Genomic DNA, 21,695 nt, shown 5'->3' with positions numbered 1-21,695 from the left:
GGTCACGCGGTCAGGTCACTCGCCGATGATCGGCTTCGCGGCCCTCGGCGGCTCCTCGATCAGGGGCTCGCCCTCCAGCCGGACCTTGCGCTGGTGGTCCTTGCCGTCGCCGCCCTGGCCGGGCGCGCCCATCATCGGGGCGCCGCCCATCATGCCCATGCCGCCGGGCGCGCCACCGGGACGACCGCCGGGCGCGCCACCCGGCGCGCCGGCTCCGGCCGCGGCCGGGTTGCCCGCCGTGCCCAGCACGCCGGACGAGCCGCCGGCCTGGAGCGTCGCGCCGCCGCCACCGGCGCCACCGCCACCGGAACCGCCCGCGAAGCCGCCACCGCCGCCACCGGCGAAGCCGCCGCCACCACCGGTGAAGCCGCCACCGCCGCCACCCGAGAAGCCGCCACCACCGCCACCACCGGGCGGGGTGGGCAGGTCGGTCGGGAGCGGGCGGAACGGCGGCGGGGCCGGCACGCCGCCCGTGCCGCCGCTGTTCGTCGCGTACGTCGTGTCACCCACGCGCGGCGGGGCCGGCACGCGGCCGCCCGCGGAACCGCCACCGCCGGTCGAACCGCCGTCCGGCACCCAGCGACCCGGCTCCCAGTGGCCGCCGGAACCGCCGGAACCACCCGAGCCGCCACCCACCGCGGGCGGCCGGTTGACGACCGGACCGCTCGGACCGCCGGGGTACGCGCGGTGGCCGCCGGGCTCGGCGCCCGGCCCGTAGCCGACGCCCACCGTCGGCGGACGGCTCACCACGGGACCGCCGCCCGAGCCGCCGCCCCACGACGGGTTGGTCGTGCCGCCGGGGGTGTTGGTGTAGCGGTCGTTCGCGCCGCGGTCCATGTTGGCCAGCTGCTCCTCGGTCAACCCGAGGCCGCCCTGGCTCGGCCGCCCCGAACCGCCACCGCCGCCGGACCCGCCCCGGTTGGACGACGTCATCGCGGTGATCGCCTGCAGGATCTGCTTGGCGGTCTGGGCGATCTGCGCGACCGACTTGATCATGTCGATCAGCTTCTTGAGCGAGTTGCCGAGCTTCTGCAGGAAGTCCGCGAGCTTCTTGGCGTAGTTGCACGCCATCTGCACGATGTCCGCGATCGCCGCGCCGATGGCCGCGCCGAACGTCAGGAACGACGCCGACAACCACTGGATGATCTTCATGACCATGTCGGACACGGCCTGGCTGATCAGGTCCATGATGGTCTTGCGGACGGTGGCGACCAGCTCGCCCGCGCCCTTCGCGGCGCGGGAGATGCCCTGCGTGGCCTTGGCCAGCGTCTCCAGCCCGGCGGCGTGCTTCTTGCTCGCCGCGCGGTAGCCGTCCGCGGACCGGCCGCGCCAGCCCTGCGTCTCCTCCACCGACGTGCGCCGGTAGTCGGCGACGATGCCCTCGATCTGCTTCGCCGCGGACGCCCAGCTGTCGGACATGCGCTGGATCGCCTGCGGGTTGCCCAGCAGCGCGTCGAACGGCTCCCGCAGGAAGTCCACGTGCTGCATGGCCCAGCTGAACCCCGCCGACAGGAACCCGGACAGCGGGTTGCCCGCCAAACCGACGATGCCCATCGCGGTGTTCGCCATGCCCAGCCCGGCCTGCACCCAGTCACCGCGCTCGACCGCCGCGACGGTGCCCTGCACGTCGCTGATCAGGTACGACGGGTCGCGGCCCTGTGTGCTCGCCTGCGCGTTCATCCCCGTGCCCTTCCGCTGAAGCCGAACGCGTTGTCGAGGTCGACGTTCTCGTAGAGGTCGGCGACCTCCTTGAGGCCCTGGCACATGTCGGCGACGGTCTCCGTGGCCTGGCCGAGGATGTCCTGGGAGGAGCCCGCCGTCTTGAGCAGGAACTGGGCCAGGAACGAGCCGAACACGCCGAAGGCGTCGGTCGACAGCGACGGGTCGGCGGTGCTCGTGGCCGAGAGCATCCGCTGCGTCAGCTGGTCGACCGTGCCAGCGTGCGCCCGGATCTGGTCCGGGTTCACGTTGAACGAGTCGAACATGGTCATCTACCCCCTGCTCAGGCCATGACATCGGGTGGGTTGGTGAAGTAGTCGTCGTCGGGCCTGGTGTCTCGACGCTGCACCTCGGGCTCCGGTTCCACGGCGTCCGTGCCGTCACCCGAATAGCCGTTGGGCATCTTCGACTTGACGAACTCCAGCGCCGGGCTGTCGCCGACGAACTCCGTCATGATCTGGACGACCTGGCCCGCGGCGGCCCGCTGCGCCTTGGCGACGGCGGTCATGATCGCGCCGGAGATCCGCTCCGGGTCCTCACCCCGCAGCTGCGGCCTCAGGATCAGGTCGGTCAACGCGCCCGAGGCGTTGACCGTGACCGTGATCAGGCCGTCGGGCGACGTGGCGCTGCCGCCGACGCCCCCGAGCTGGGTCTCGACCTGGGCGGCGTTCCGCTTGGCCTGCTCGATCTTCTCTCCGTACTGCGCGAGCCACTGGTCCGGCTCCATGTTCACCCCTCACGGCAACGGGGCTTGCGGCCCTACTGCGCATTCGACCCGTCGTCAGACGATTCGGTTCCCGGCGACGTATCGTTTCACCGAAACGTGATTTCCGGGACCACGACGTGCGGATACCGCCATCCGGCCTATTGTGTGAATTGTTTACTTGCCGTCCTGTTGGGTTTTCGCAACACTTCGTAACATGAGTCCGGTGCGCCGCGGCCCTGGGCGGCCGATCCACAACCGGATCGGTGTGCTGCGGGTCGAACGGGGTATGACGAGGGCGGGGCTGGCGCGGGCCGTCGCGGTGAACCCCCAGACGATCGGCGCGTTGGAGCGGGGCGACCACTACCCCAGCCTCGACCTGGCGATGCGGATCTGCGACGTGTTCGGCCTGCCCGTGGAGGCGGTCTTCAGCCGCACCCCGTTCGAGCCGCTGTCCACGCAGGTCTACGGCTAGTCACAACAGGAGGAGAGACCACCGTGGCAGAGGGGGTGCTGGAGATCGACCGGGTCTCCAAGCGCTACGGGGACGTCGTCGCGCTCGCCGGGATGACGTTCGACGTGCGTGCGGGCGAGCTGTTCGGCTTCGTCGGCAGCAACGGCGCGGGCAAGACCACCACCATGCGCATCGCGCTGGGAGTGCTCGCCGCCGACTCGGGCGAGGTGCGCTGGAACGGCGCGCCGATCACGTTCGAGACCCGCCGGCGGATCGGCTACATGCCCGAGGAACGCGGCCTCTACCCGAAGATGAAGGTGCTGGACCAGCTCGTGTACCTGGCCGAGCTGCACGGCCTCGGCACCAACGCGGCCCACCGGTCGGCGGACAACTGGATCGCCCGCCTCGGCCTGCGCGACCGGCGCGACGACGAGGTGCAGAAGCTCAGCCTCGGCAACCAGCAGCGCGTGCAGCTCGCGGCGGCCCTCGTGCACGAGCCGGACGTGCTCGTGCTGGACGAGCCGTTCTCCGGCCTCGACCCGGTCGCGGTGGACGTGATGAGCCAGGTGCTGCGGGAGAAGGCCGCCACCGGCGTGCCCGTGGTGTTCTCCAGCCACCAGCTGGACCTGGTGGAGCGGCTGTGCGACCGCGTCGGCATCGTCCGCAGCGGCACGCTGGTCGCGTGCGGGCCCGTGGACGAGCTGCGCGCCGGCGGCACGTCCCGGCTCGTCGTGGACGCGCCGCGCGCCCCCGAGGGCTGGGCCGACCGCCTGCCCGGCGTGCGGTCCGCCCGCGCGTCCGGCGGCCGCACGGTGCTGGAGCTGGCGCCGGACGCCGACGACCAGGTGGTGCTGCGCGCCGCCCTGGACACGGGCCCGGTGCACGAGTTCTCCCGGCAGCGCCCGTCGCTGACCGAGTTGTTCCGCAGCGTCGTGAACGAGGAGCCCGCGGCATGAGCAGCCTCACCCCCGGCCGGGCGGTGTTCCTGGTCGCGCGCCGGGAGTTCCTGGGCAAGGTGCGCACGAAGTCCTTCCTGTGGGGCACGCTCGTGATCGTCGCCGTCATGGCGGGGTACGTGCTGCTGCAGGCGCTGCTGTTCGACGACGCGGGGCGCGACCGGGTCGCGCTGGGCGGGCAGGCCACCGCGCTGGCGGAGCCGCTGAAGCAGACCGCGGCGTCGTTCGGCCGGGAGGTCGAGACGGTCGACGTCACCGATCCCGCGGCGGCCGAGGAGCAGGTGCGGTCCGGCGACGTGGACGTGCTGGTCACCGGCGCGCCGGACGCGCTGCGCGTGGTGGTGAAGGAAGGGCTGAGCGACGAGCTGCGCAACGCCATCGACCTGATCGTCAAGCAGCAGGTCCTCGACGCCCAGCTGGCCGAGGCCGGCGTCGACCCGGCGGTGCTGGCCGGGAACGTGGCCCGCGCCGGCGTCGACGTGGTGACGTTGGAGCCGGCGGACGACCGGAAGGGCGAGCGGCTGGCCATCGGCCTGGTGATCGCGGCGCTGCTGTACTACTCGCTGCTGGTCTACGGGACGATGGTGGCGCAGGGCGTCGTGGAGGAGAAGTCCAGCCGGGTGGTGGAGATCCTGCTCGCGACGCTGCGGCCGTGGCAGCTGCTGCTGGGCAAGGTCGTCGGCCTCGGGCTGGTCGGCCTGCTGCAACTGCTGCTGATCGGCGGCATCGGGCTGGTGCTGTCCGCGGTGTCCGGCGTCGTCGACGTCGCGGGCGTCGCCGGAGGGGCGCTGGCCACCGGGCTGCTGTGGTACCTGCTCGGCTTCTTCCTGTACGCCACCGTCTTCGCGGCGGCGGCGTCCCTGGTGTCGCGCCAGGAGGAGCTGCAGTCGGTGCTGACGCCGATCAGCATGTCGATCGTGGTGGCGTTCGTGGTCGGCATCAACCTGATGATCAGCGACCCGACCGGCGCGACGGTGACGGTGCTGTCGCTGCTGCCGCCGTTCGCGCCGATCCTGATGCCGGGCCGGATGGCGATGGGCGTCGCGCCGGCGTGGCAGGTGCTGCTGGCGGTCGTGCTGGCGCTGGCGGCGGTCGCGCTGATCACGTGGCTGGGCGGCAAGGTGTACTCGAACGCGGTGCTGCGCACGGGCGCGCGGGTCCGGCTGCGCGAGGTCCTGCGCTGACCGCCGGTGGTCAGCCGACCACCGGTCCTTCGACCGTCGGCCCCGACGTCGTGCGGTGTCCGGCGGGACCCTACCGGCGCCGCTAGCCCTTGATAGCGGCGTACCGGGCGAGCGCTTCCCGGCGCTCGTGCGCGTGGTCGACGACGGGGTCGCGCGGCTGGTGGACGGCCTTGCCGGGGATGTCGCGCAGCTCGGGCACGTACCGGCGCACGTAGTCGCCGTTCGGGTCGAACTTCTCGCCCTGCGTCACGGGGTTGAAGACGCGGAAGAACGGCGCCGCGTCCGTGCCGGTGCCCGCCACCCACTGCCAGCCGTGCTGGTTGGAGGCCAGGTCGCCGTCGACCAGGTGCCGCATGAAGTGGCGGGCGCCCCACCACCACGGCAGGTGCAGGTCCTTGACGAGGAAGCTCGCCACGACCATCCGCACGCGGTTGTGCACCCAGCCCTCGGCGAGGAGCTGGCGCATGCCCGCGTCCACGAACGGGTAGCCGGTGCGGCCCTCGCACCACGCCCGGAAGCGCTCCTGGTCGTCGTCCACGCGGAGCCGGTCGAACCGGCGGTCGAGGTTGCGGCGGGCCGAGTCGGGCCGGTGCCACAGCACGTCGGCGTAGAAGTCGCGCCACGCCAGCTCGTCGCGGAACGCGGACGCGTCCGGCCCGAGGTCGGCGAGGAGCGTGCGCGGGTGCACGACACCCCACTTCAGGAACGCGGAGAACCGGCTGGTGCCGTCGAGGTCGGGGCGGTCGCGGTGCTTCGCGTAGTCGGGCAGCCGCTCGTCGCGGAACCGCGCCCAGAGCGCGCCGACGTCCGGGAGCCCTTCGCCGGCGGGCAGGGCGCGGCCGAGGTCCGACGCGATCCAGTCCACAGTGGACGCATCGGTGTCGGCGGGCGCGGGCCAACCGTGCGCCAGCCAGGCCTTGCGGAACGGCGTGAAGACGCGGTACGGCGTGCCGTCGGGCTTGGCGACCCGGCCCGGCGTCACCGCGTACGGCGACCCGACGCGCACCAGCTCGACGTGCCGCTCCACCGCCGCGTCCCGCGTCCGCCCGTACGGGCCGGCGTCCGCCGACACGTGCACGGACGACGCGCCGACCGCGGCGGCGACCCGCGGCACCACCTCGACCGGGTCGCCGTCGACCACGACGAGCCGCCCGCCCAGCTCGCGGTCCAGGGACCGCAGGCACCGGTGCAGGAACTCGATCCGCGGCCGGCCCGAAGCCCTCAGCAGCACGGGGTCGAGCACGAACAGGCCCAGCGCGGCGGACGCCCGCTCGGCGGCGGCGAGCAGCGCGGGGTGGTCGGCGGTCCGCAGGTCGCGGCGGAACCAGACGACGGTCGAGGAGTCCACGGACCGACCCTAGGAGCGCGGCGGGCGGGCCGCACGGCCGAACACCGTCAGGCATCCCCCCGTGTGGACGCCCCCTCGCACACAGGGAACCACGGGGGTCCGACAAAAAGGCCCGCACCGGTGTCGGTGCGGGCCTTCCCCAACTCGGGTTCGAGCGGTGCGAGCGGTGTCAGCGCTGCTCGACGGGCACGAAGTCGCGCTCCGGCGAGCCCACGTAGACCTGGCGCGGACGGCCGATCTTCGTGGCCGGGTCCTGGATCATCTCGCGCCAGTGCGCGATCCAGCCCGGCAGCCGGCCGAGGGCGAACAGCACGGTGAAGAACTTCGTCGGGAAGCCCATCGCCCGGTAGATCAGGCCGGTGTAGAAGTCGACGTTCGGGTAGAGCTTGCGCTCGACGAAGTAGTCGTCCGCGAGCGCGGTCTCCTCCAGCGCCTTGGCGATGTCGAGCAGCTCGTCCGACGCGCCCAGCTTGCCGAGGATCTCGTCGGCCGTCTTCTTGATGATCGCGGCACGCGGGTCGTAGTTCTTGTAGACCCGGTGGCCGAAGCCCATCAGGCGGACGCCGTCCTCCTTGTTCTTGACCTTCTTCACGAACGCGGAGACGTCACCGCCCTCGGCGCGGATCTTCTCCAGCATCTCCAGCACCGCGGAGTTCGCGCCGCCGTGCAGCGGGCCGAACAGCGCGTTGATGCCGGCGGAGATGGACGCGAACAGGTTCGCCTCGGACGAGCCGACCAGCCGCACCGTCGACGTGGAGCAGTTCTGCTCGTGGTCGGCGTGCAGCACGAACAGCAGGTCGAGCGCGCGGACCAGGTCCGGGTCCACGTCGTACGGCTCGGCCGGGAAGCCGAACGTCATGCGCAGGAAGTTGTCCACCAGACCCAGGGAGTTGTCCGGGTACAGGAACGGCTGGCCCACGGACTTCTTGTAGGCGTAGGCCGCGATGGTGGGCACCTTGGCCAGCAGGCGGATCGTGGAGATCTCGACCTGGTTGGCGTCGAAAGGGCTGAGGCTGTCCTGGTAGAACGTCGACAGCGCGGACACCGCCGAGGACAGCACGGGCATGGGGTGGGCGTCACGCGGGAAGCCGTCGAAGAACCGTTTCAGGTCCTCGTGCAGCAGCGTGTGCCGGTTGATCTTGGAGGAGAACTCCTCCAGCTGGGCCTGGGTCGGCAGCTCGCCGTAGATCAGCAGGTAGCTGACCTCGATGAAGTTCGACTTCTCGGCGAGCTGCTCGATCGGGTAGCCGCGGTAGCGCAGGATGCCCGCGTCACCGTCGATGTAGGTGATCTCGGAAGAACAGGACGCGGTGTTGACGAACCCGCTGTCCAGTGTGACCAGACCTGTTGTGGCCAGGAGCTTTCCGAGGTCGATACCGGGGGCACCCTCGGTGGCCGGCACTACCTTCATCTCGTGCTCTCCGCCCGGATGGCGCAGCGCGACGGTACGGAGGTCGTTCGGCGCAGTCGTCGCGTCGGGCATGCAGAGTCCCTCTCACGCTAGGCGGGGTGGCTCATGCGGGTCTCGCACGCCTGCGCGCGGCCGTGAGCGTTCAGCCCGCACCGCAGCACCACCCCGTTGGGGTCCTGTCAGTTCTCCCACGCTAGTCAGCGGACGACCCGCTCCACAGCCACGGTATGAACCGATTCTGTGAGATGGGACCGGCATCACATCCGGACGCATGGGTGGCTAGCGTGCACCCTCCACCGTAGCCGTTCGGGGCTGTTCCTCCACCTCACGCGGGGTGAGAGCTAGGTCATCTCAGCTCGTGCCGGAAGGGCGGTTCGGCCCCCGCGCGGGAGCACGTGACGGCCGCCGCGGCGCCCGCCCAGGACAGCGCGGAGGTCCACTTCGCGGCGTCCAGACCCCGGACAGCCTCGACGGACAGCGCGTCGTGGTCGTGCAGCCAGGACAGCAGCGCGCCCTGCACGGTGTCGCCCGCGCCGATCGTGTCGACCACGTCCACGGGCGTGGGTGGGACGCGGATCACGTCGCCGGCGGCGGTCAGCACGCCCAGCCCGTCGCCGCCGCGGGTCAGCACCACGGCGGCCGGGCCCGCGCCCTGCCAGTCCCGCACGACGTCCAGCACGGCGTCCTCGGGGGCGTCGGCGGGCAGGTCCGCCAGCCACCGGGCGTCCTCGACGGAGACCTTCAGCAGGCCCACGTGCGGCAGCCACGAGTCGAACCGGTCGCGGTAGCCCATCGGGTCGCGGATGAGGCTCGCACGGATGTTCGGGTCCAGCACGGTCAGCGCGCCGCGCTCGGCCTCCCGCCACAGCACCCGCTCGTACGTGCTCGCGCCCGGCTCCAGCACCAGCGACAACGTCCCGAAGGACACCGCCCTGGTGCCGACGGGCAGCGGGCCGGGATCGGTGACCTGGCGGTCCGCCGTGCCCTCGACGTAGAACGAGTAGCGCGCCGACCCGTCGTCGGCCAGGCCGACCACGGCCAGCGTCGTCGGCTGGTCGCCCCGCTGCACCAGGTCCGTCCGCACACCGGACGCGTGCAGGCGCTCGACCAGCCGGTCCCCGAACAGGTCGGTCGAGACCCGCGACAGGAAGCTCACCGGCGCTTCGAGCCGCCCAGCGGCCACGGCCACGTTGTACGGCCCGCCGCCGAGCCTCGGCGCGAGGTTCCCCTCGTCCGTGGGCACCAGGTCGACCAGCGCCTCACCGGCAACGACGATCACGACTGGCTCCGTTCTCTCCGCAACCCGTCCAGCAGCAGCTCGCCCAGCGCGGTGAACGCCTCGGCGTCCGACACCCCCGCGCGCCGGGTCAGCACCCCGGTCTGGATGCCCTCGATGAGCAGACCGGCCATCTCGGCGATCAGCGTCGCATGGACGTCCCGGAACACCCCGTCGCGGACGCCTTCCTGGATGAACTCACGAATGCGCTCGGCCGCCGCGCGCGCGTTGCGCTCGTACGTGCTGCGGGTGGGCGCGTACGCGGACACGTCGGTGATGAACTGGGCCGACGCCCGCCGCAGCTCCTCCGCCGCGCCCGCCAGGTAGGTGCCGACGCGCACCCGGACGTCCCCGACGCCGGCGATCCGCTGCTCGATCCGCTCGGCCGCGCCCTTGAAGTACCGGCCGACCACGCGCACGGCGAGCTGTTCCTTGCTCGACGCGAGCGCGTACAGGGTGGACTTGGAGCAGTGGAGGCGGGCCGCGAGGTCGTCCAGCGTGAAGTGCGCGAAACCCTCGGCGAGCACCAGCGCCTCGAGCCGGCCCAGCAGCTCCACCTGCCTGGGCGTCAGCGGTCTGCGCGCGATCGAGGTCATGAGCCGCAACTCTGTCACAGTGACTGGCCACAGTACTGGCGTACGTCCTACAGTACTCCCACCAGTACTCACCCGGTGGGTCGAGACCCGTCCGACCGACGGCCGCCCGGCCCCCGTCCCGGAGGTCGACGATGCCCGCCGAGCGCCTGCTGCCCACCACCGAAGCCGAGGACCTGCTGGCCCTCGTCCGCGAGATCGCCCGTGACGAGCTGGCGCCGCACGCGGCCGAGGCGGAGGAGCACGAGCGGTTCCCGCGCGACAAGTTCCGTCTGCTCGGCAAGACCGGTCTGCTCGGCCTGCCGTACCCGGAGCGGTTCGGCGGCGGTGAGCAGCCGTACGAGGTGTACCTCCAGGCGTTGGAGGAGGTCGCGTCGGCGTGGATGTCCGTCGGCGTCGGGCTCTCGGTGCACATCATGTCGAGCTACGCGCTGGCGACGTTCGGCACGGAGGAGCAGAAGGCGCGCTGGCTGCCGGACGCCCTGGCCGGCGACCAGCTCGGCGGCTACGCGCTGTCCGAGTCGCACGCGGGGTCGGACGCGGGCGCCCTGTCCACGCGGGCCGTGCGCGACGGCGACCACTACACCGTCAACGGGACGAAGGCGTGGATCACCCACGCCGGCGTCGCCGACTTCTACACCCTGATGGCGCGCACGTCCGACGACGGCGGCAAGGGCATCAGCTGCTTCTTCGCGCCCGGCCACGTCGACGGCCTCACCGCCGCGAAGCCCGAGCGCAAGATGGGCCTCACCGGCTCGATCACCGCGCAGCTCGCGTTCGACGACGTCCGCGTCGACGCCGACCGCCTCATCGGCGCGGAGGGCGACGGGCTGAAGATCGCCCTGTCCGCTTTGGACTCCGGACGGCTCGGCATCGCCGCGTGCGGCGTGGGCCTGGCGCAGGCCGCGCTGGACGAGGCCGTCGCGTACGCCAAGCAGCGCACCCAGTTCGGCCGCGCGATCATCGACTTCCAGGGCCTGGAGTTCCTGCTCGCCGACATGGCCGCCGCCGTCGAGTCCGCCCGCGCCACCTACCTCCAGGCGGCCCGCCGCCGCGACCGCGGCCTCCCGTTCCACCGCCAGGCCGCGATCGCGAAGCTGATCTGCACCGACACCGCGATGAAGGTGACGACGGACGCCGTGCAGGTCCTCGGCGGCGCCGGCTACACCCGCGACTTCCCGGTGGAGCGCTACATGAGGGAGGCCAAGGTGCTCCAGATCTTCGAGGGCACGAACCAGATCCAACGCCTGGTGATCGGCCGCGACCTCCGCCGCTGACCCGACGTCAGGACTCCGCGTAGAACGGGCTCACGACGACCTCTTCGCCGTCCTCGAACCGGTACACCTCGCGGCCTCCCACGAACACCTTCAGCGCCCGGCTCATCACGTCCAGCGGGTCGCCGGACCAGATCACCACGTCACCGTCCAAGCCCGGCCGCAACGAGCCGACGCGGTCGTCCAGGCCCATGATCGCGGCCGGGTTGACGGTGATCGACTCCAGCCCGGTCCGGGGGTCGAGGCCCTCCTTCACGGCCAGCGTCACCTGGTGCACGAGGAAGTGGATGGGCACGACGGGGTGGTCGGTGGTGATCGCGATCCGCACGCCCGCCCGCGCCAGGATGCCGGGGTTGCGCAGCGACCGCTGCCGCACCTCGACCTTCGACCGGCTGGTGAACAGCGGCCCGATGATCACCGGGACGTCGCGCTCCGCCAGCAGGTCGGCGATCAGGTGGCCCTCGGTGCCGTGGTTGACGATGAGCCGGTAGCCGAACTCGTCGGCCAGCCGCAACGCGGTCGCGATGTCGTCCGCCCGGTGGCAGTGCTGGCACCACGGCAGCTCGCCGGACAGCACCCGCGCCAGCACCTCGGACGTCGTGTCCCGCTCGAACGGCCCCTCCGCCGCGTCACGCCGGGCCACGTAGTCCTGGGCCTTGGTGAGCGCGTCCCGGATCACGGCCGCGACGCCCTGGCGCGTGGACGGCAGCTTCTTCTGCTCGCCGTACACGCGCTTGGGGTTCTCGCCGAGCGCGCTCTTCACGCTGACGGGGTTGCGCACCAGCATCTCGTCGGCGGTGCGGCCCCAGCACTTCACGGCCACGGTCTGGCCACCGATCACGTTGCCCGAGCCGGGCTTGACGACGGCGGTCGTGACGCCGCCGGCCAGGGCGTCGGCGAAGCCCTGGTCGGCGGCGTTGATCGCGTCCAGCGCGCGCAGCCGCGCGCCGTTGGGGTCGGTCATCTCGTTGGTGTCCTGCCCGGCCCAGCCCTCGCCCTCCTCGTGCACGCCGAGGTGGCCGTGGGCCTCCACGAAGCCGGGCAGCACCCAGCCGCCCGCCGCGTCCACGACCGGGACGCCGTCCGGCACCTCGACGTTCGCGCCGACCGCGACGATCTTCCCGTCCTGGATCAGGACCGTGCCGCCCTCGATCGGCTCACCGGCCACCGGGACGACGTACCCACCCGTGATAGCGACGTTCATAGTTAGCGACGCTAACGGCCTACGACAGCGGGCGCAAACCCCACCGACCGGCCCACGAGTCGCCCGGCTCCAGCCACAGCAGGTCGATCCCGCTGTTCAGCGCGTCGGGCGGGCACGTCATCGGCTCGATGGCCACCGCGCGCCCACGACCGGGGAAGTTGTCGGGCGTGTAGACCTGCACCCACTTGAAGTCCGGGTCCGCCCACAGCTCGACGCCGCCGGCCGGGCCCTTCAGCACGTGCCGCACGAGCCCGTCCACCGGCTCGCACCCGCCGAACGCCGTGTCCAGCTTCACGCCGTCGAGCAGCCGCGCCACCCGGAAGTCGTAGTCGCCGGACACCGGCACGGCCGGGCCGTTCGGGATCATCGTGTCGGCGTCGACCGGCAGCACGGTGGTGGCGGCCAGCGACAGGGACGTCTCGTCGGTCAGCGACGCGCCGGCCCGCGGGTACGGGTGGGTGCCGACGCCGAACGGCGTGCGCCCGTCGCCGAGGTTCGTCACGCCGTGCGACACGCTGAGCCCGTTGTCGTCCAGCGCGTACGTGATCGTGGTGCGCAGCGGCACGGGCCAGCCGAAACCCGCCACGGACGCCTCCAGCGACACCAGGGCGCCGGTGTGCTCCACCACGTCCCACACGACGCGGCGGACCAGGCCGTGGATGGCGTTGCCGCGGTCCGGCTCGGTGACTTCGAGCTGCTGCTCGACGCCGTCGAGGGTCCACCTGCCCCCGGCCGTTCGGTTGGGCCACGGCACGAGCACCGCGCCGCAGCCCATGGGCGGTTCGTCGTCGTACGTCTCCACGTACGGAACGCCGCCGACCTCGTAGGACTTCAGTCCCGCACCCTCGGGTGCGATGACGGCGCGCGCCGCGCCGTGGGCGATCTCCAGCATGGATCAGGAGCGTATCCCCTCCTGCCCCATCCTTGACGGAATCACTAGACCGGTCTCTATAGTAAAACCATGCCGAGACGCACGGACACCCGTCAGCGCGTGGTGCGCACCGCCGCCCGGCTCTTCCGGGACCAGGGCTACCACGCGACGGGCCTCAACCAGGTCCTCACCGAGGGCGGCGCGCCCAAGGGGTCGCTCTACTTCCACTTCCCGAACGGGAAGGAGCAACTCGCCGCCGAGGCGGTCTCCTTGGCAGGCAACGACATCCGGGACGACCTCGCCGCCGTCCTCGACGCCGAACCCGACCCGGCGAAAGCGCTCTCCCACGTGGTGGAACGCCTCGGCGCGAACCTCCTGGCTTCGGACTACCGCAGCGGGTGCCCCGTCGCCACGGTCGCGCTCGACGCGGCGGCCGACAGCGAGCCGATCCGCCGGGCGTGCGAGGACGTCTACGCGTCGTGGCACGCCGTCATCGCCGCGCGAGTGGGTGACGACGACGTCGCCACGGTCGTCCTCGCCGCCATCGAGGGCGCGCTCCTGCTCGCCCGCACCCGCCGTTCCCTCGCACCGCTCCACGCCGTCGCCGCCCGCCTGGGCGTCCTCCTGGAAAGGCCCGCGCCATGAAGGTGCACCACCTGAACTGCGGCACCATGCGACCGGTCGGCGGACGGCTCGTCGACGGGCAGGGCTCCGTGTTCCGGCGCGCCGAGCTCGTCTGCCACGTGCTGCTGGTCGAGGCGCCGGACGGCCTGCTGCTGGTCGACAGCGGCCTCGGGCTGGACGACCTGCGCGATCCCCGGGCCACCCTGTCCGCGCGCTACCGCTGGACGTCCCTGCCCGTGTACGACGAGCGGGAGACCGCGGTGCGGCAGGTGGAGGCGCTCGGGTTCGCCGCGTCGGACGTGCGGGACATCGCGCTGACCCACCTCGACGTCGACCACGCCGGCGGCCTGCGCGACTTCCCGTCCGCCCGCGTGCACGTCCTGAAGGAGGAGCTGGACGACCGCGACAACCCGCGCTACTCCCCCGCCCAGTGGCGGCACGCCGACTTCGTGCCGCACGAGCCGACCGGCGAGACGTGGTTCGGCTTCGACGGCGTGCGGGAGCTGCGGCCGGACGTCCTGCTCGTGCCGCTGATCGGCCACACCCGCGGCCACACCGGCGTCGCCGTGAAGACGGGCGACCGGTGGCTGTTGCACGCCGGCGACGCGTACTTCTTCCACGGCGCCCTGCGCACCCCGCCGCACGTGCCGCCCGTGCTGGCGCGGTTCGAGCGGGCCGTGCAGACGGTCGCCGAGCTGCGGGTGGCCAACCAGCACCGGCTGCGCGAGGTCGCGGGCGAGGTGGACGTGTTCAGCGCCCACGACGCGGTGGAGCTGCGCCGCCACCGGAAGGTGCTCGCCTGATCGCGCCCCCTGCGGGGTGCGGCCGTCCGACGGCCTAGGCTGCACCGCTCATGGGGAGAGACCGGGTGACCGCGCTCGACGGCATCGACGACGTCGACTGGGCGTCCCTCGACCACGCGTACGGCCCCGCGGACGACGTGCCGGGCGCCTTGCGCGACGCCGCCGGCGCGGACGAGGAGCGGGCGGGCGAGGCGCTGGACCACCTGTTCGGCAGCATCCACCACCAGGGCACGCTGTACCCGGCGACGCCGCGGGCGGTGCCGTTCGTGGCCCGGCTCGCCGCCGATCCGGCCACGCCGGGGCGGGCGGGCCTGGTGCACCTGCTCGGCGTGATCGCCGAGAGCGACGACGCCGCGCCGGACGTGCTGGCGGACGTGCGCTCGGCGTTGGGCCGGGAGACCCCGCGCCTGCTGCCGCTGCTGGACGACCCGGACGCGGAGGTCCGGCACCTCGCCACCCACCTGCTCGGCAACCTCCCGTCACCGGCCGAGGTCGTGCCCGCGCTGAGGGCCCGGCGCGAGCGTGAACGGTCGCCGCACGTGGTGGCGGGCCTGCTGGCGGCGGCCGGTCGCCTGGCGCCGGCCGAGTGCGCCGGGTGGCTGGCGGACGAGCTCGCGCCGGCGCTTCCGGCGGACGTCCGGGCGGGCGCGCTGTGGGCCATCGCCGACGCCGCGCTGCCGTGGCCGGAGGCGGCGACCGACGTGGTGGTCGACTGCTGGCTGGAGGACGAGCCGCTGACGAACTGGGTCTGGTCCTACGACCCGTTCGCCGACATCGTGGCGCGGCTCGACACCGCGCGGCTCACCGCGCTCTGCCGCACGTTGTCCGAGCGGGGAACGGCCGCCGCCGCGCAGCGGGCCGTCGAAGCCGCCTACGAGCGGTGCGTGCGGTCGCGTTCGGTCCGGGACGCGCTGGCTCCCCTGCTGGCCGCCGCGGTCGGCCACCCGGCGGTGTCGGTCCGCGTCGCCGCCGCCACCGCGGTCCGTGACGTGCGGGCGGCCGCTCCCCTCGCCGCCGACACCCTCGCGGCGCTCCTCGCCGACCCACCGCCGTCCGACCCGAACGCCCCCGAAGCCCGCCTGTTCGGCCTCGCCCTCGACGTCCTGATCACGCTCGGCGACCCGCGCTGGCGCGAGTCGTTCGCGACCGCGCTCACCGACGGCGTGGCCACGGCGGATGTCCTCGGCTCGCTCATCGACTCCGACGTGCCGTGCGACCCCGTGCTGCTGGCCGCGGTCCGACGGCGGCTGGCGGCCCTGCCGCCCCACTGGGCGCACACGCCGGACGACCACGCCGTGCTCGGCCACCTGCGGTGGCACAACGAGGTCAACGGCCTGACCCGGCTGCTGCACCGCTGGGGCCCGGACGCCGCCGACGCCGTGCCCGAGCTCGTCGCCCTCGTCCCGCACGACGAGTGGTGGGCGATCCGCGCGCTGGCCGCGATGGGTCCGGCCGCCTCGTCCGCCGTCCCCGCGCTGAAGGCCGTCCGCGACGACCCCGCCGCGTCCTGGCAGCGCCGCCTCGACTGCGCGCAGGCCCTCACCGCGATCACGGAGGACGTCGGCCACGTGACCGCCTGCGTGGCCGACGCCGGCGTCGCCGAACCCGTGCCGGCCGCGCGGACGGCCCTGCGCCACGACCTGCCGTTGGACGCCCTGCTGCCCGCGCTGCGAGACGTCGCCACCACCGCCGCGGGCGACGGCCCGGCGGCCCTCCGGCTCCGGCTCGAAGCGGCACGGCTCCTGCTGTCGGCGGGTGACGCGGAAACCCCGGTCCGGACCGCCGCCGACGCCTTCGACCGCGGGTGGCACCTGACCGACGCCGCCGAGCTGGCCGGTCTGGTCGGACCGCCGGCCGCGGCGCTCGTGCCACGCCTGCGCGACCTGCTCGCCGACCCCCACGACACCTACGCCGCCGCGCTGGCCGTCCGCCGCGTGACGGGCGAGGCCAAGCCGCTCCTCGACGCCCTGCGGCAGCGGTTGGCGTGGGCGGGCGGCGGCGCCTGGCTGGCCGAGTCGCTGCGGGAACTGGGCGACGACGCCGCGCCGCTGGTGCCCGACCTGCGCGTGCTGGCCGACGGTGACGCCGCGATGCCGGGCGGCATCCACGGCCGCATGGTCCGCCAGGACGACGAGGAACGCGAACGGCTCTTCGCCGTCCTGGCCGAGCTCCAAGCCTGACCGCGCCGGTCCCGCTTCGTGCCGACCTGGTGGAACGGCGTGGTGGAACGGCGGGGCGGGCCGACCTGGTGGGACGACGGCATCGCGCCCCACCACGGTCAGGACGTCACTTCCTCAGCTTCTCCGGGTCGAACTCGACCTTGCCGTGCACGACCCGGTTGATCAGCCACAGCACGAGGCCGGCGGCCAGCAGGTACAGCGCGATCTCGTAGTCCGCCGACGCCCGGCCCGACAGCGGGCTGGCCAGGTACGCGCACGTCAGCGCGCCCAGCACCGGCACCCACGTCGGCGCGCGGAAGTGCTCGTGCTCCACCTTCTCCTTGCGCAGCACCAGGACGGCGATGTTGACGATGGTGAACACGACCAGCAGCAGCAGGCCGGTCGTGCCGCCGAGCTTCGCGATGTCGGCCGTGGAGACCAGGATGATCGCCACGCCCGACGTGAAGACGATCGAGATCCACGGCGTGCGGCGGAACGGGTGCACGGCGCCGAAGACCCTGGGGATGATCCGCTCGTTCGACATGCCGTAGATCAGCCGGCTGGCCATCAGCATGTTGATCAGGGCCGAGTTGATGACCGCGAACAGGCCGATCAGCGAGAAGATCCACAGCGGGAAGCCGGGGGCGCCCACCTGCACGACCTTCAGCAGCGCCGACGACCCCGCCTTCGACAGCTCGTCCGCCGGGATCAGCAGCGACGACGTGATCGCGACGAGGACGTAGATGAGCGCCGCGATCACCATGCCCCACAGCATCGCGCGCGGGAAGATACGGACCGGGTCGCGGACCTCCTCGGCCATGTTCACCGAGTCCTCGAACCCGACCATCGCGAAGAACGCCAACGCGGTCGCGGACGTGACGGCCACCAGCGCGGTCTGGTTCGGCGCCGGGTCGACCTGGGTGAGGCGGCCGGGATCGCCGTCGCCCGCCAGGACGGCGTAGACGCCGATCGCGATGATGATCACCAGACCGGACAGCTCGATGCAGGTCAGGACGACGTTCGCCTTGACCGACTCCGAGACGCCCCGGAAGTTGATCAGGGCGAGGCCGATGATGAACAGGATCGCGACGAGCGTCGCCGACACCGTGAACGTGTCGGAGAAGAACTCCTTGATGACGGACTGGAGGTAGGTCTTCCCGAACGCCAGCGCGGCGGACGAGGCCGAGGTGATGCCCGAGCTCATCACCGCGAACGCCACCATGAAGGTGAGGAACTGGATCTTGAACGCGCGGTTCGTGTACAGCGCCGCGCCGGCCGCCCTGGGGTACTTGCCGACGAGTTCGAGGTAGCTGAACGCGGTCAGGAAGGCCACCACGAACGCGATCAGGAAGGGCAGCCACAGCGCGCCGCCGATCTTGCCCGCGACGTTGCCCGTGAGGGCGTAGATGCCGGTGCCGAGGATGTCACCGACCACGAAGAACAACAGCAACTTGGGGCCGATGGCCCGCTTCAGTTCCGGTTGCGCCGGTGCGCTCGTCGCTTCCGCCATGCCGACTGAGTGTGCCGGATCACACAGGGGCCGGATAGTGGAATCCGTCGACCTTGGGCAAGTCTTGATGTTTCAGGTTCGGGCCTCGGCGCGAAGATCGTCCTCGGCGCGCGCGACGGCCTCGTCCAGCGCTTCCCGGAAGGCCGCGATCTGGCCGCGTTCGAGGCGGACGCTGTCGTTGCCGGTCGGCAGGAACACCTCGATCGCCCCGTCGTGCACCTCGACCGACAACACGTCCTCCCGGTCGGAGTAGCACCGCAACAACCACTCCCGCTTCGGCACCTGCACCTTGATCATCGGTTCCATGCCGACCAGATTCGCAGCGCTGCTTATCACTTCGCAATAACTCGTTCGAGTGATGGCCATTGTGACTGGATTCGTGGTGCCCCAAGGTTGATCTCATGGCACGCCGCGCAGGGACGTCGGTCCGCTCCCGCCGACTCGCGTACATCCTCAAGAAGCTCCGCAACGCCACCGGCATCAGCACCGATGCCGTCGGCGAGGCGCTGGGCATGTCCGGGAGCAAGATCAGCCGCATCGAGACGTCCGGAATGGGCATCTACCTGGACGACCTGGAGAAGCTGCTCGACTTCTACCAGGTCGGGCGCAAGCAACGAGTCGAACTGCTCGACCTCGCCCGGCACGCCGAACAGCGCGGGCTGCTGCGGATGAACAACCAGAACTTGCACGACGACTGGCAGACCTGGGCCGACTTCGAGGACGAGGCCGGCTCACTGCTGCACTACCAGCCCTTGGTCATCCCCGGTCTCCTCCAAACCCCGGAATACGCCCGAACTCTGATCAAAGCCACCGGGCACGCCCTGTCGGAAATCCAGGTGGATGCCCTGGTTGCCAGCCGAATGGCGAGGCAAGGGCTGCTTACCCGGGGCAACCCGCTCAGGCTCCACGCGATCATCGAGCAGACCGTGCTGGAGCGCCCCTTCGGGGATGCCGGGGCGCAGGCCCGCCAGATCCGCCACCTGGTCGACGCGGCCGAACGCCCGAACATCACCCTCCAGGTCGCACCCTCCTTCGCCGCGCCGCACACCGGGCTCAGCGGGCCGTTCGTGATCCTCGAATACGACGACGACCCGAGCTTGGTGCTGCTGGAGAACAAGGTGTCCAGCCTGTTCATCGACGAGGACGACCAGATCGAGGTGTTCGAGGCGACCTGGTCGACGCTCCGCGGGCTGGCGTACAGCGCCGAGGAAACGGTGGAGTTCCTGAAAGGGCTCGCATGACACGATGAGCCCATGACCCTGTGGCGCAAGAGTTCCCGCAGTGCCGACACCGCGAACTGCGTCGAAGTGTCGTGGCGCAAGAGTTCCCGCAGCAACAGCACCGCGAACTGCGTCGAAGTCGCGCGCACCGGCCAACGGGTGGCGGCGCGGGACTCGAAGAACCCCGCCCCCACCATCGCCGTCCCCGCCGCCTCGTGGTCCCGGTTCGTGCGCGGTCAGAAGTCTTCGTAGCGCTGCCGTGCCGGTGGTCGTGGCCGGCGGGGCGTCACCTGGTGACCTCGCCCGAGCTGATGACCTCGGGAGTGAAGCGGTAGCGGCGGATCGCCGGGATCGCCAGCACGGCCAGCAGGGTGCAGAGGACGACGAGCACGCCGCCCGCCACCGTCGCCGCGCCGGGGCCGATCAGGGCCCCCGTGGTGCCGTGGAGGAGGTCCGCGATCCTCGGGCCGCCGGCCACGACGACGATGAACACGCCCTGCATCCGGCCGCGCATGTCGTCCGGCGCGGCCGTCTGGAGGATCGCGCTGCGGAACACCATGCTGGCCATGTCCGCCGCGCCGCCGATGGCCATGAACACCACGGCCAGCCACAGCACGTGCGACAGGCCGAACCCGACCATCGCCAGGCCCCACGCGATCACCGCGACCACGACACCGATCCCGTGCCGCCGGACGCGTGACGTCCAGCCGGACGTGAGGCCGCACAGCATCGCGCCCAACGGCATCGCGGCGAACAGCAGGCCCAGCGCGAGCCCACCGCCGGGCGGGTCGCCGAACGTGTTCTCGGCCATCTCCGGGAACAGCGCCCGCGGCATGCCGAACACCATCGCGATGATGTCCAGCAGGAAGCTCGCCATCACGATCTTCTGCAACGCCAGGTACCGGAAGCCGTCCACGACGTCCCGCAGCCCGGCCCGCCGCGTCGGACCGGCCAACGGCGGCAGCGGCGGGAGCTTCCACACCGCCCAGATGGTGAGGGTGAGCGCGATGGCGTCGGCGAGGTACAGCGTCGACAGGCCCACCACGGGCATCAGCGCGCCGGCCAGCATCGGGCCGAACACGCCGCCGAACATCATCACGGTGGCGCCGAGGGCCGTGGCGGCCGGGATCTGGTCGGCGGGCACGAGACGGGCGATGGACGCGGTGCGCGCGGGCGCGTTGGCGGCGAAGAACACCTGCTGCAGGCCGAGCAGGGCGATCACGAGCCACACCGACTCGACGTGGAACGCGGCCTGCAGCCACAGCAGCACCGACGTCACCGCGATGCCGGCGTTCGTGACGACGAGCAGCTTGCGCCGGTCCACCACGTCGGCGATCGCGCCGCCGTACAGCCCGAAGACCAGCAGCGGCACGAACGCCACCGCGGCCGAGAAGCCGACCCAGGCGGACGACCCGGTCAGGTCGTACACCTGCTTGGGCACCGCCACCGCGGTGAGCTGGCTGCCGATGGCCGTCACCACGGTCGACAGCCACAACCTCCGGAACGCCACGACCTTCAGCGGTCGGGTGTCCATGGCGACCTTCCCCAGCACTCTCCGCACGGTGCTTAGCGTACGGCAACTAACAACCGCATTTCCGAGCACCGAACGGCCTTGGCCGAGCCCACGACGAACCGGGCCCCGTCACGCCAGTGCGCGACGGGGCCCGGTGTGAGCCGTGGGCCAGAGCCGTGGGTTAGGGGGCGATGCGCTGGACTTCCCAGCCGTCCCGGCCGAGGCGGAAGCGGAGGCGGTCGTGCATGCGGTCGCGGCGGCCCTGCCAGAACTCGACCTCTTCGGGCCGGATGCGCCAGCCGCCCCAGTGCGGCGGCACGGGCACGCGGTCCGCGTCGGCGAACTGCCGCTCGATCTTGTGCAGCGCGCTCTCCAAAGTGGACCGGCCGCTGACGACGCGCGACTGCGGCGACGCCCAGGCGCCCAGCTGCGACCCGCGCGGGCGGCTCGCCCAGTACTGGGCGGTCTCGGTGGGGCCGACCTTCTCGACGGTGCCGCGCACGTGCGCCTGCCGCTGCATCGCGAACCACGGGAACGTGGCCGACGCGTACCGGGTGGCCATCAGGTCGTGGCTCTTCGCGGAGGTGTAGTTGGTGAAGAACACCAGTCCGCGCTCGTCCAGGCCCTTGGCGAGCACCGTGCGGGACGACGGGCGGCCCTCCGGGTCGGCCGTGGCGAGCACCATCGCGTTCGGCTCGGGCAGACCGGCGCCGGCGGCCTGGTCCAGCCACAGCTGCAGCTGTTCGTGCCAACTGGCGGCCAGGTCGCTCTCCGTGAGCGAACCGTGCTCGTAGGACACGCGCATCGACGGCAACGCGATGTTCGTCGTCTCCGACATCCCGACCTCCCGGAGCGTTACTTCGGCCTGGCCAA

Annotated in this window: 22 protein-coding genes; 9 read left to right on the top strand and 13 right to left on the bottom strand. The window is 72.0% G+C overall.

Annotated elements, in window-relative coordinates:
- Positions 1-15: 15 nt before the first annotated feature.
- From ACRAKH_RS02930 to ACRAKH_RS02920, 3 genes are read right to left on the bottom strand one after another with little or no spacing between them, the layout of a single operon-like run.
- On the bottom strand, positions 16-1,680 hold the full coding sequence (locus tag ACRAKH_RS02930; RefSeq protein WP_447009605.1) for a WXG100 family type VII secretion target: 1,665 nt from the start codon (positions 1,678-1,680) through the stop codon (positions 16-18).
- Positions 1,677-1,991 carry a type VII secretion target gene (locus ACRAKH_RS02925; RefSeq protein ID WP_380724910.1) on the bottom strand — a complete coding sequence of 105 codons (315 nt, stop codon included), beginning with the start codon at positions 1,989-1,991 and terminating at the stop codon, positions 1,677-1,679. Before ACRAKH_RS02925 ends, ACRAKH_RS02930 begins: the two co-directional genes overlap by 4 nt.
- 11 nt (positions 1,992-2,002) lie before the next feature.
- Positions 2,003-2,446 (bottom strand): YbaB/EbfC family nucleoid-associated protein, encoded by a 444-nt coding sequence (locus ACRAKH_RS02920; RefSeq protein ID WP_380724909.1) that lies wholly within the window; start codon positions 2,444-2,446, stop codon positions 2,003-2,005.
- 193 nt (positions 2,447-2,639) lie between these two features.
- Between ACRAKH_RS02920 and ACRAKH_RS02915 the strand changes: the two genes are divergently transcribed.
- Genes ACRAKH_RS02915 through ACRAKH_RS02905 form a run of 3 tightly spaced genes read left to right on the top strand, consistent with a single transcriptional unit; the run spans position 2,640 to position 5,016 of the window.
- Positions 2,640-2,897 (top strand): helix-turn-helix transcriptional regulator, encoded by a 258-nt coding sequence (locus ACRAKH_RS02915; protein ID WP_380724908.1) that lies wholly within the window; start codon positions 2,640-2,642, stop codon positions 2,895-2,897.
- Positions 2,898-2,920: 23 nt separating this feature from the next.
- Positions 2,921-3,832: an ABC transporter ATP-binding protein gene (locus ACRAKH_RS02910; protein ID WP_447009604.1), complete on the top strand. Its 912-nt coding sequence runs from the start codon at positions 2,921-2,923 to the stop codon at positions 3,830-3,832.
- Positions 3,829-5,016, top strand: a complete 1,188-nt coding sequence (locus ACRAKH_RS02905; protein WP_380724906.1) for an ABC transporter permease — start codon at positions 3,829-3,831, stop codon at positions 5,014-5,016. The genes ACRAKH_RS02910 and ACRAKH_RS02905 overlap by 4 nt, the downstream gene beginning before the upstream one ends.
- A gap of 82 nt (positions 5,017-5,098) precedes the next feature.
- On the opposite strand, the gene ACRAKH_RS02900 is transcribed toward ACRAKH_RS02905, so the two are convergent.
- The 4 genes from ACRAKH_RS02900 to ACRAKH_RS02885 all read right to left on the bottom strand — a co-directional run bounded on the left by ACRAKH_RS02900 (position 5,099) and on the right by ACRAKH_RS02885 (position 9,647).
- Complete coding sequence (locus ACRAKH_RS02900; protein WP_380724905.1) at positions 5,099-6,364, bottom strand: cryptochrome/photolyase family protein; 1,266 nt, start codon at positions 6,362-6,364, stop codon at positions 5,099-5,101.
- Between the two features lie 169 nt (positions 6,365-6,533).
- Positions 6,534-7,847, bottom strand: coding sequence for a citrate synthase (locus ACRAKH_RS02895; protein ID WP_380724904.1), 1,314 nt, complete (start codon positions 7,845-7,847; stop codon positions 6,534-6,536).
- A gap of 274 nt (positions 7,848-8,121) precedes the next feature.
- Positions 8,122-9,054: a carbohydrate kinase family protein gene (locus ACRAKH_RS02890; protein ID WP_380724903.1), complete on the bottom strand. Its 933-nt coding sequence runs from the start codon at positions 9,052-9,054 to the stop codon at positions 8,122-8,124.
- Positions 9,051-9,647 (bottom strand): TetR/AcrR family transcriptional regulator, encoded by a 597-nt coding sequence (locus ACRAKH_RS02885; protein WP_380724902.1) that lies wholly within the window; start codon positions 9,645-9,647, stop codon positions 9,051-9,053. The genes ACRAKH_RS02890 and ACRAKH_RS02885 overlap by 4 nt, the downstream gene beginning before the upstream one ends.
- A gap of 131 nt (positions 9,648-9,778) precedes the next feature.
- On the opposite strand from ACRAKH_RS02885, the gene ACRAKH_RS02880 reads away from it, so the two are divergent.
- A complete protein-coding gene (locus ACRAKH_RS02880; RefSeq protein WP_380724901.1) occupies positions 9,779-10,921 on the top strand; it encodes an acyl-CoA dehydrogenase family protein in 1,143 nt (380 codons plus the stop codon).
- A 7-nt stretch (positions 10,922-10,928) separates the two neighbouring features.
- Here ACRAKH_RS02880 and ACRAKH_RS02875 read toward each other — a convergent pair whose 3' ends face one another.
- Together ACRAKH_RS02875 and ACRAKH_RS02870 are read right to left on the bottom strand one after the other, a co-directional pair.
- Positions 10,929-12,122 (bottom strand): amidohydrolase, encoded by a 1,194-nt coding sequence (locus tag ACRAKH_RS02875; RefSeq protein ID WP_380724900.1) that lies wholly within the window; start codon positions 12,120-12,122, stop codon positions 10,929-10,931.
- Between the two features lie 19 nt (positions 12,123-12,141).
- Entirely contained in the window at positions 12,142-13,014 is an 873-nt protein-coding gene (locus ACRAKH_RS02870; protein WP_380724899.1) for an aldose 1-epimerase family protein, read from the bottom strand.
- A gap of 69 nt (positions 13,015-13,083) precedes the next feature.
- Here ACRAKH_RS02870 and ACRAKH_RS02865 point away from each other — a divergent pair, with 69 nt between their 5' ends.
- The 3 genes from ACRAKH_RS02865 to ACRAKH_RS02855 all read left to right on the top strand — a co-directional run bounded on the left by ACRAKH_RS02865 (position 13,084) and on the right by ACRAKH_RS02855 (position 16,600).
- Entirely contained in the window at positions 13,084-13,638 is a 555-nt protein-coding gene (locus ACRAKH_RS02865; protein ID WP_380724898.1) for a TetR/AcrR family transcriptional regulator, read from the top strand.
- Entirely contained in the window at positions 13,635-14,420 is a 786-nt protein-coding gene (locus tag ACRAKH_RS02860) for an MBL fold metallo-hydrolase (RefSeq protein ID WP_380724897.1), read from the top strand. Before ACRAKH_RS02865 ends, ACRAKH_RS02860 begins: the two co-directional genes overlap by 4 nt.
- A 65-nt stretch (positions 14,421-14,485) precedes the next feature.
- Positions 14,486-16,600 (top strand): hypothetical protein, encoded by a 2,115-nt coding sequence (locus ACRAKH_RS02855; RefSeq protein WP_447009603.1) that lies wholly within the window; start codon positions 14,486-14,488, stop codon positions 16,598-16,600.
- 106 nt (positions 16,601-16,706) lie between these two features.
- On the opposite strand, the gene ACRAKH_RS02850 is transcribed toward ACRAKH_RS02855, so the two are convergent.
- Together ACRAKH_RS02850 and ACRAKH_RS02845 are read right to left on the bottom strand one after the other, a co-directional pair.
- On the bottom strand, positions 16,707-18,089 hold the full coding sequence (locus ACRAKH_RS02850; RefSeq protein WP_380724895.1) for an APC family permease: 1,383 nt from the start codon (positions 18,087-18,089) through the stop codon (positions 16,707-16,709).
- 72 nt (positions 18,090-18,161) lie between these two features.
- On the bottom strand, positions 18,162-18,395 hold the full coding sequence (locus ACRAKH_RS02845) for a hypothetical protein (protein ID WP_380724894.1): 234 nt from the start codon (positions 18,393-18,395) through the stop codon (positions 18,162-18,164).
- Positions 18,396-18,490: 95 nt separating this feature from the next.
- Between ACRAKH_RS02845 and ACRAKH_RS02840 the strand changes: the two genes are divergently transcribed.
- On the top strand, positions 18,491-19,330 hold the full coding sequence (locus tag ACRAKH_RS02840; RefSeq protein ID WP_380724893.1) for a helix-turn-helix domain-containing protein: 840 nt from the start codon (positions 18,491-18,493) through the stop codon (positions 19,328-19,330).
- A 12-nt stretch (positions 19,331-19,342) separates the two neighbouring features.
- On the top strand, positions 19,343-19,561 hold the full coding sequence (locus ACRAKH_RS02835) for a DUF397 domain-containing protein (protein WP_380724892.1): 219 nt from the start codon (positions 19,343-19,345) through the stop codon (positions 19,559-19,561).
- Between the two features lie 34 nt (positions 19,562-19,595).
- Here the strand turns inward: ACRAKH_RS02835 and ACRAKH_RS02830 are convergent, their stop codons facing one another.
- Both ACRAKH_RS02830 and pdxH read right to left on the bottom strand, forming a co-directional pair.
- On the bottom strand, positions 19,596-20,843 hold the full coding sequence (locus ACRAKH_RS02830) for an MFS transporter (protein ID WP_380724912.1): 1,248 nt from the start codon (positions 20,841-20,843) through the stop codon (positions 19,596-19,598).
- Positions 20,844-21,003: 160 nt separating this feature from the next.
- The gene (gene pdxH / locus ACRAKH_RS02825; RefSeq protein WP_380724891.1) at positions 21,004-21,660 is read right to left on the bottom strand and encodes a pyridoxamine 5'-phosphate oxidase; all 657 of its coding nucleotides are present in this window, start codon (positions 21,658-21,660) and stop codon (positions 21,004-21,006) included.
- Between the last annotated feature and the right edge of the window lie 35 nt (positions 21,661-21,695).

It is taken from the genome of Saccharothrix hoggarensis (assembly GCF_052936025.1).
Note: the sequence above shows the minus strand (reverse complement) of the source record. Positions and strands in the feature narration are given on the sequence as shown.

Coding starts and splice junctions, on each gene's coding strand:
- ACRAKH_RS02930 (WP_447009605.1), bottom strand. CDS start 1,680: ATGAACGCGCAGGCGAGCACACAGGGCCGCGACCCGTCGTACCTGATC.
- ACRAKH_RS02925 (WP_380724910.1), bottom strand. CDS start 1,991: ATGACCATGTTCGACTCGTTCAACGTGAACCCGGACCAGATCCGGGCG.
- ACRAKH_RS02920 (WP_380724909.1), bottom strand. CDS start 2,446: ATGGAGCCGGACCAGTGGCTCGCGCAGTACGGAGAGAAGATCGAGCAG.
- ACRAKH_RS02915 (WP_380724908.1), top strand. CDS start 2,640: ATGAGTCCGGTGCGCCGCGGCCCTGGGCGGCCGATCCACAACCGGATC.
- ACRAKH_RS02905 (WP_380724906.1), top strand. CDS start 3,829: ATGAGCAGCCTCACCCCCGGCCGGGCGGTGTTCCTGGTCGCGCGCCGG.
- ACRAKH_RS02895 (WP_380724904.1), bottom strand. CDS start 7,847: ATGCCCGACGCGACGACTGCGCCGAACGACCTCCGTACCGTCGCGCTG.
- ACRAKH_RS02885 (WP_380724902.1), bottom strand. CDS start 9,647: ATGACCTCGATCGCGCGCAGACCGCTGACGCCCAGGCAGGTGGAGCTG.
- ACRAKH_RS02880 (WP_380724901.1), top strand. CDS start 9,779: ATGCCCGCCGAGCGCCTGCTGCCCACCACCGAAGCCGAGGACCTGCTG.
- ACRAKH_RS02875 (WP_380724900.1), bottom strand. CDS start 12,122: ATGAACGTCGCTATCACGGGTGGGTACGTCGTCCCGGTGGCCGGTGAG.
- ACRAKH_RS02870 (WP_380724899.1), bottom strand. CDS start 13,014: ATGCTGGAGATCGCCCACGGCGCGGCGCGCGCCGTCATCGCACCCGAG.
- ACRAKH_RS02865 (WP_380724898.1), top strand. CDS start 13,084: ATGCCGAGACGCACGGACACCCGTCAGCGCGTGGTGCGCACCGCCGCC.
- ACRAKH_RS02860 (WP_380724897.1), top strand. CDS start 13,635: ATGAAGGTGCACCACCTGAACTGCGGCACCATGCGACCGGTCGGCGGA.
- ACRAKH_RS02850 (WP_380724895.1), bottom strand. CDS start 18,089: ATGGCGGAAGCGACGAGCGCACCGGCGCAACCGGAACTGAAGCGGGCC.
- ACRAKH_RS02845 (WP_380724894.1), bottom strand. CDS start 18,395: ATGGAACCGATGATCAAGGTGCAGGTGCCGAAGCGGGAGTGGTTGTTG.
- ACRAKH_RS02840 (WP_380724893.1), top strand. CDS start 18,491: ATGGCACGCCGCGCAGGGACGTCGGTCCGCTCCCGCCGACTCGCGTAC.
- ACRAKH_RS02835 (WP_380724892.1), top strand. CDS start 19,343: ATGACCCTGTGGCGCAAGAGTTCCCGCAGTGCCGACACCGCGAACTGC.
- ACRAKH_RS02830 (WP_380724912.1), bottom strand. CDS start 20,843: ATGGACACCCGACCGCTGAAGGTCGTGGCGTTCCGGAGGTTGTGGCTG.
- pdxH (WP_380724891.1), bottom strand. CDS start 21,660: ATGTCGGAGACGACGAACATCGCGTTGCCGTCGATGCGCGTGTCCTAC.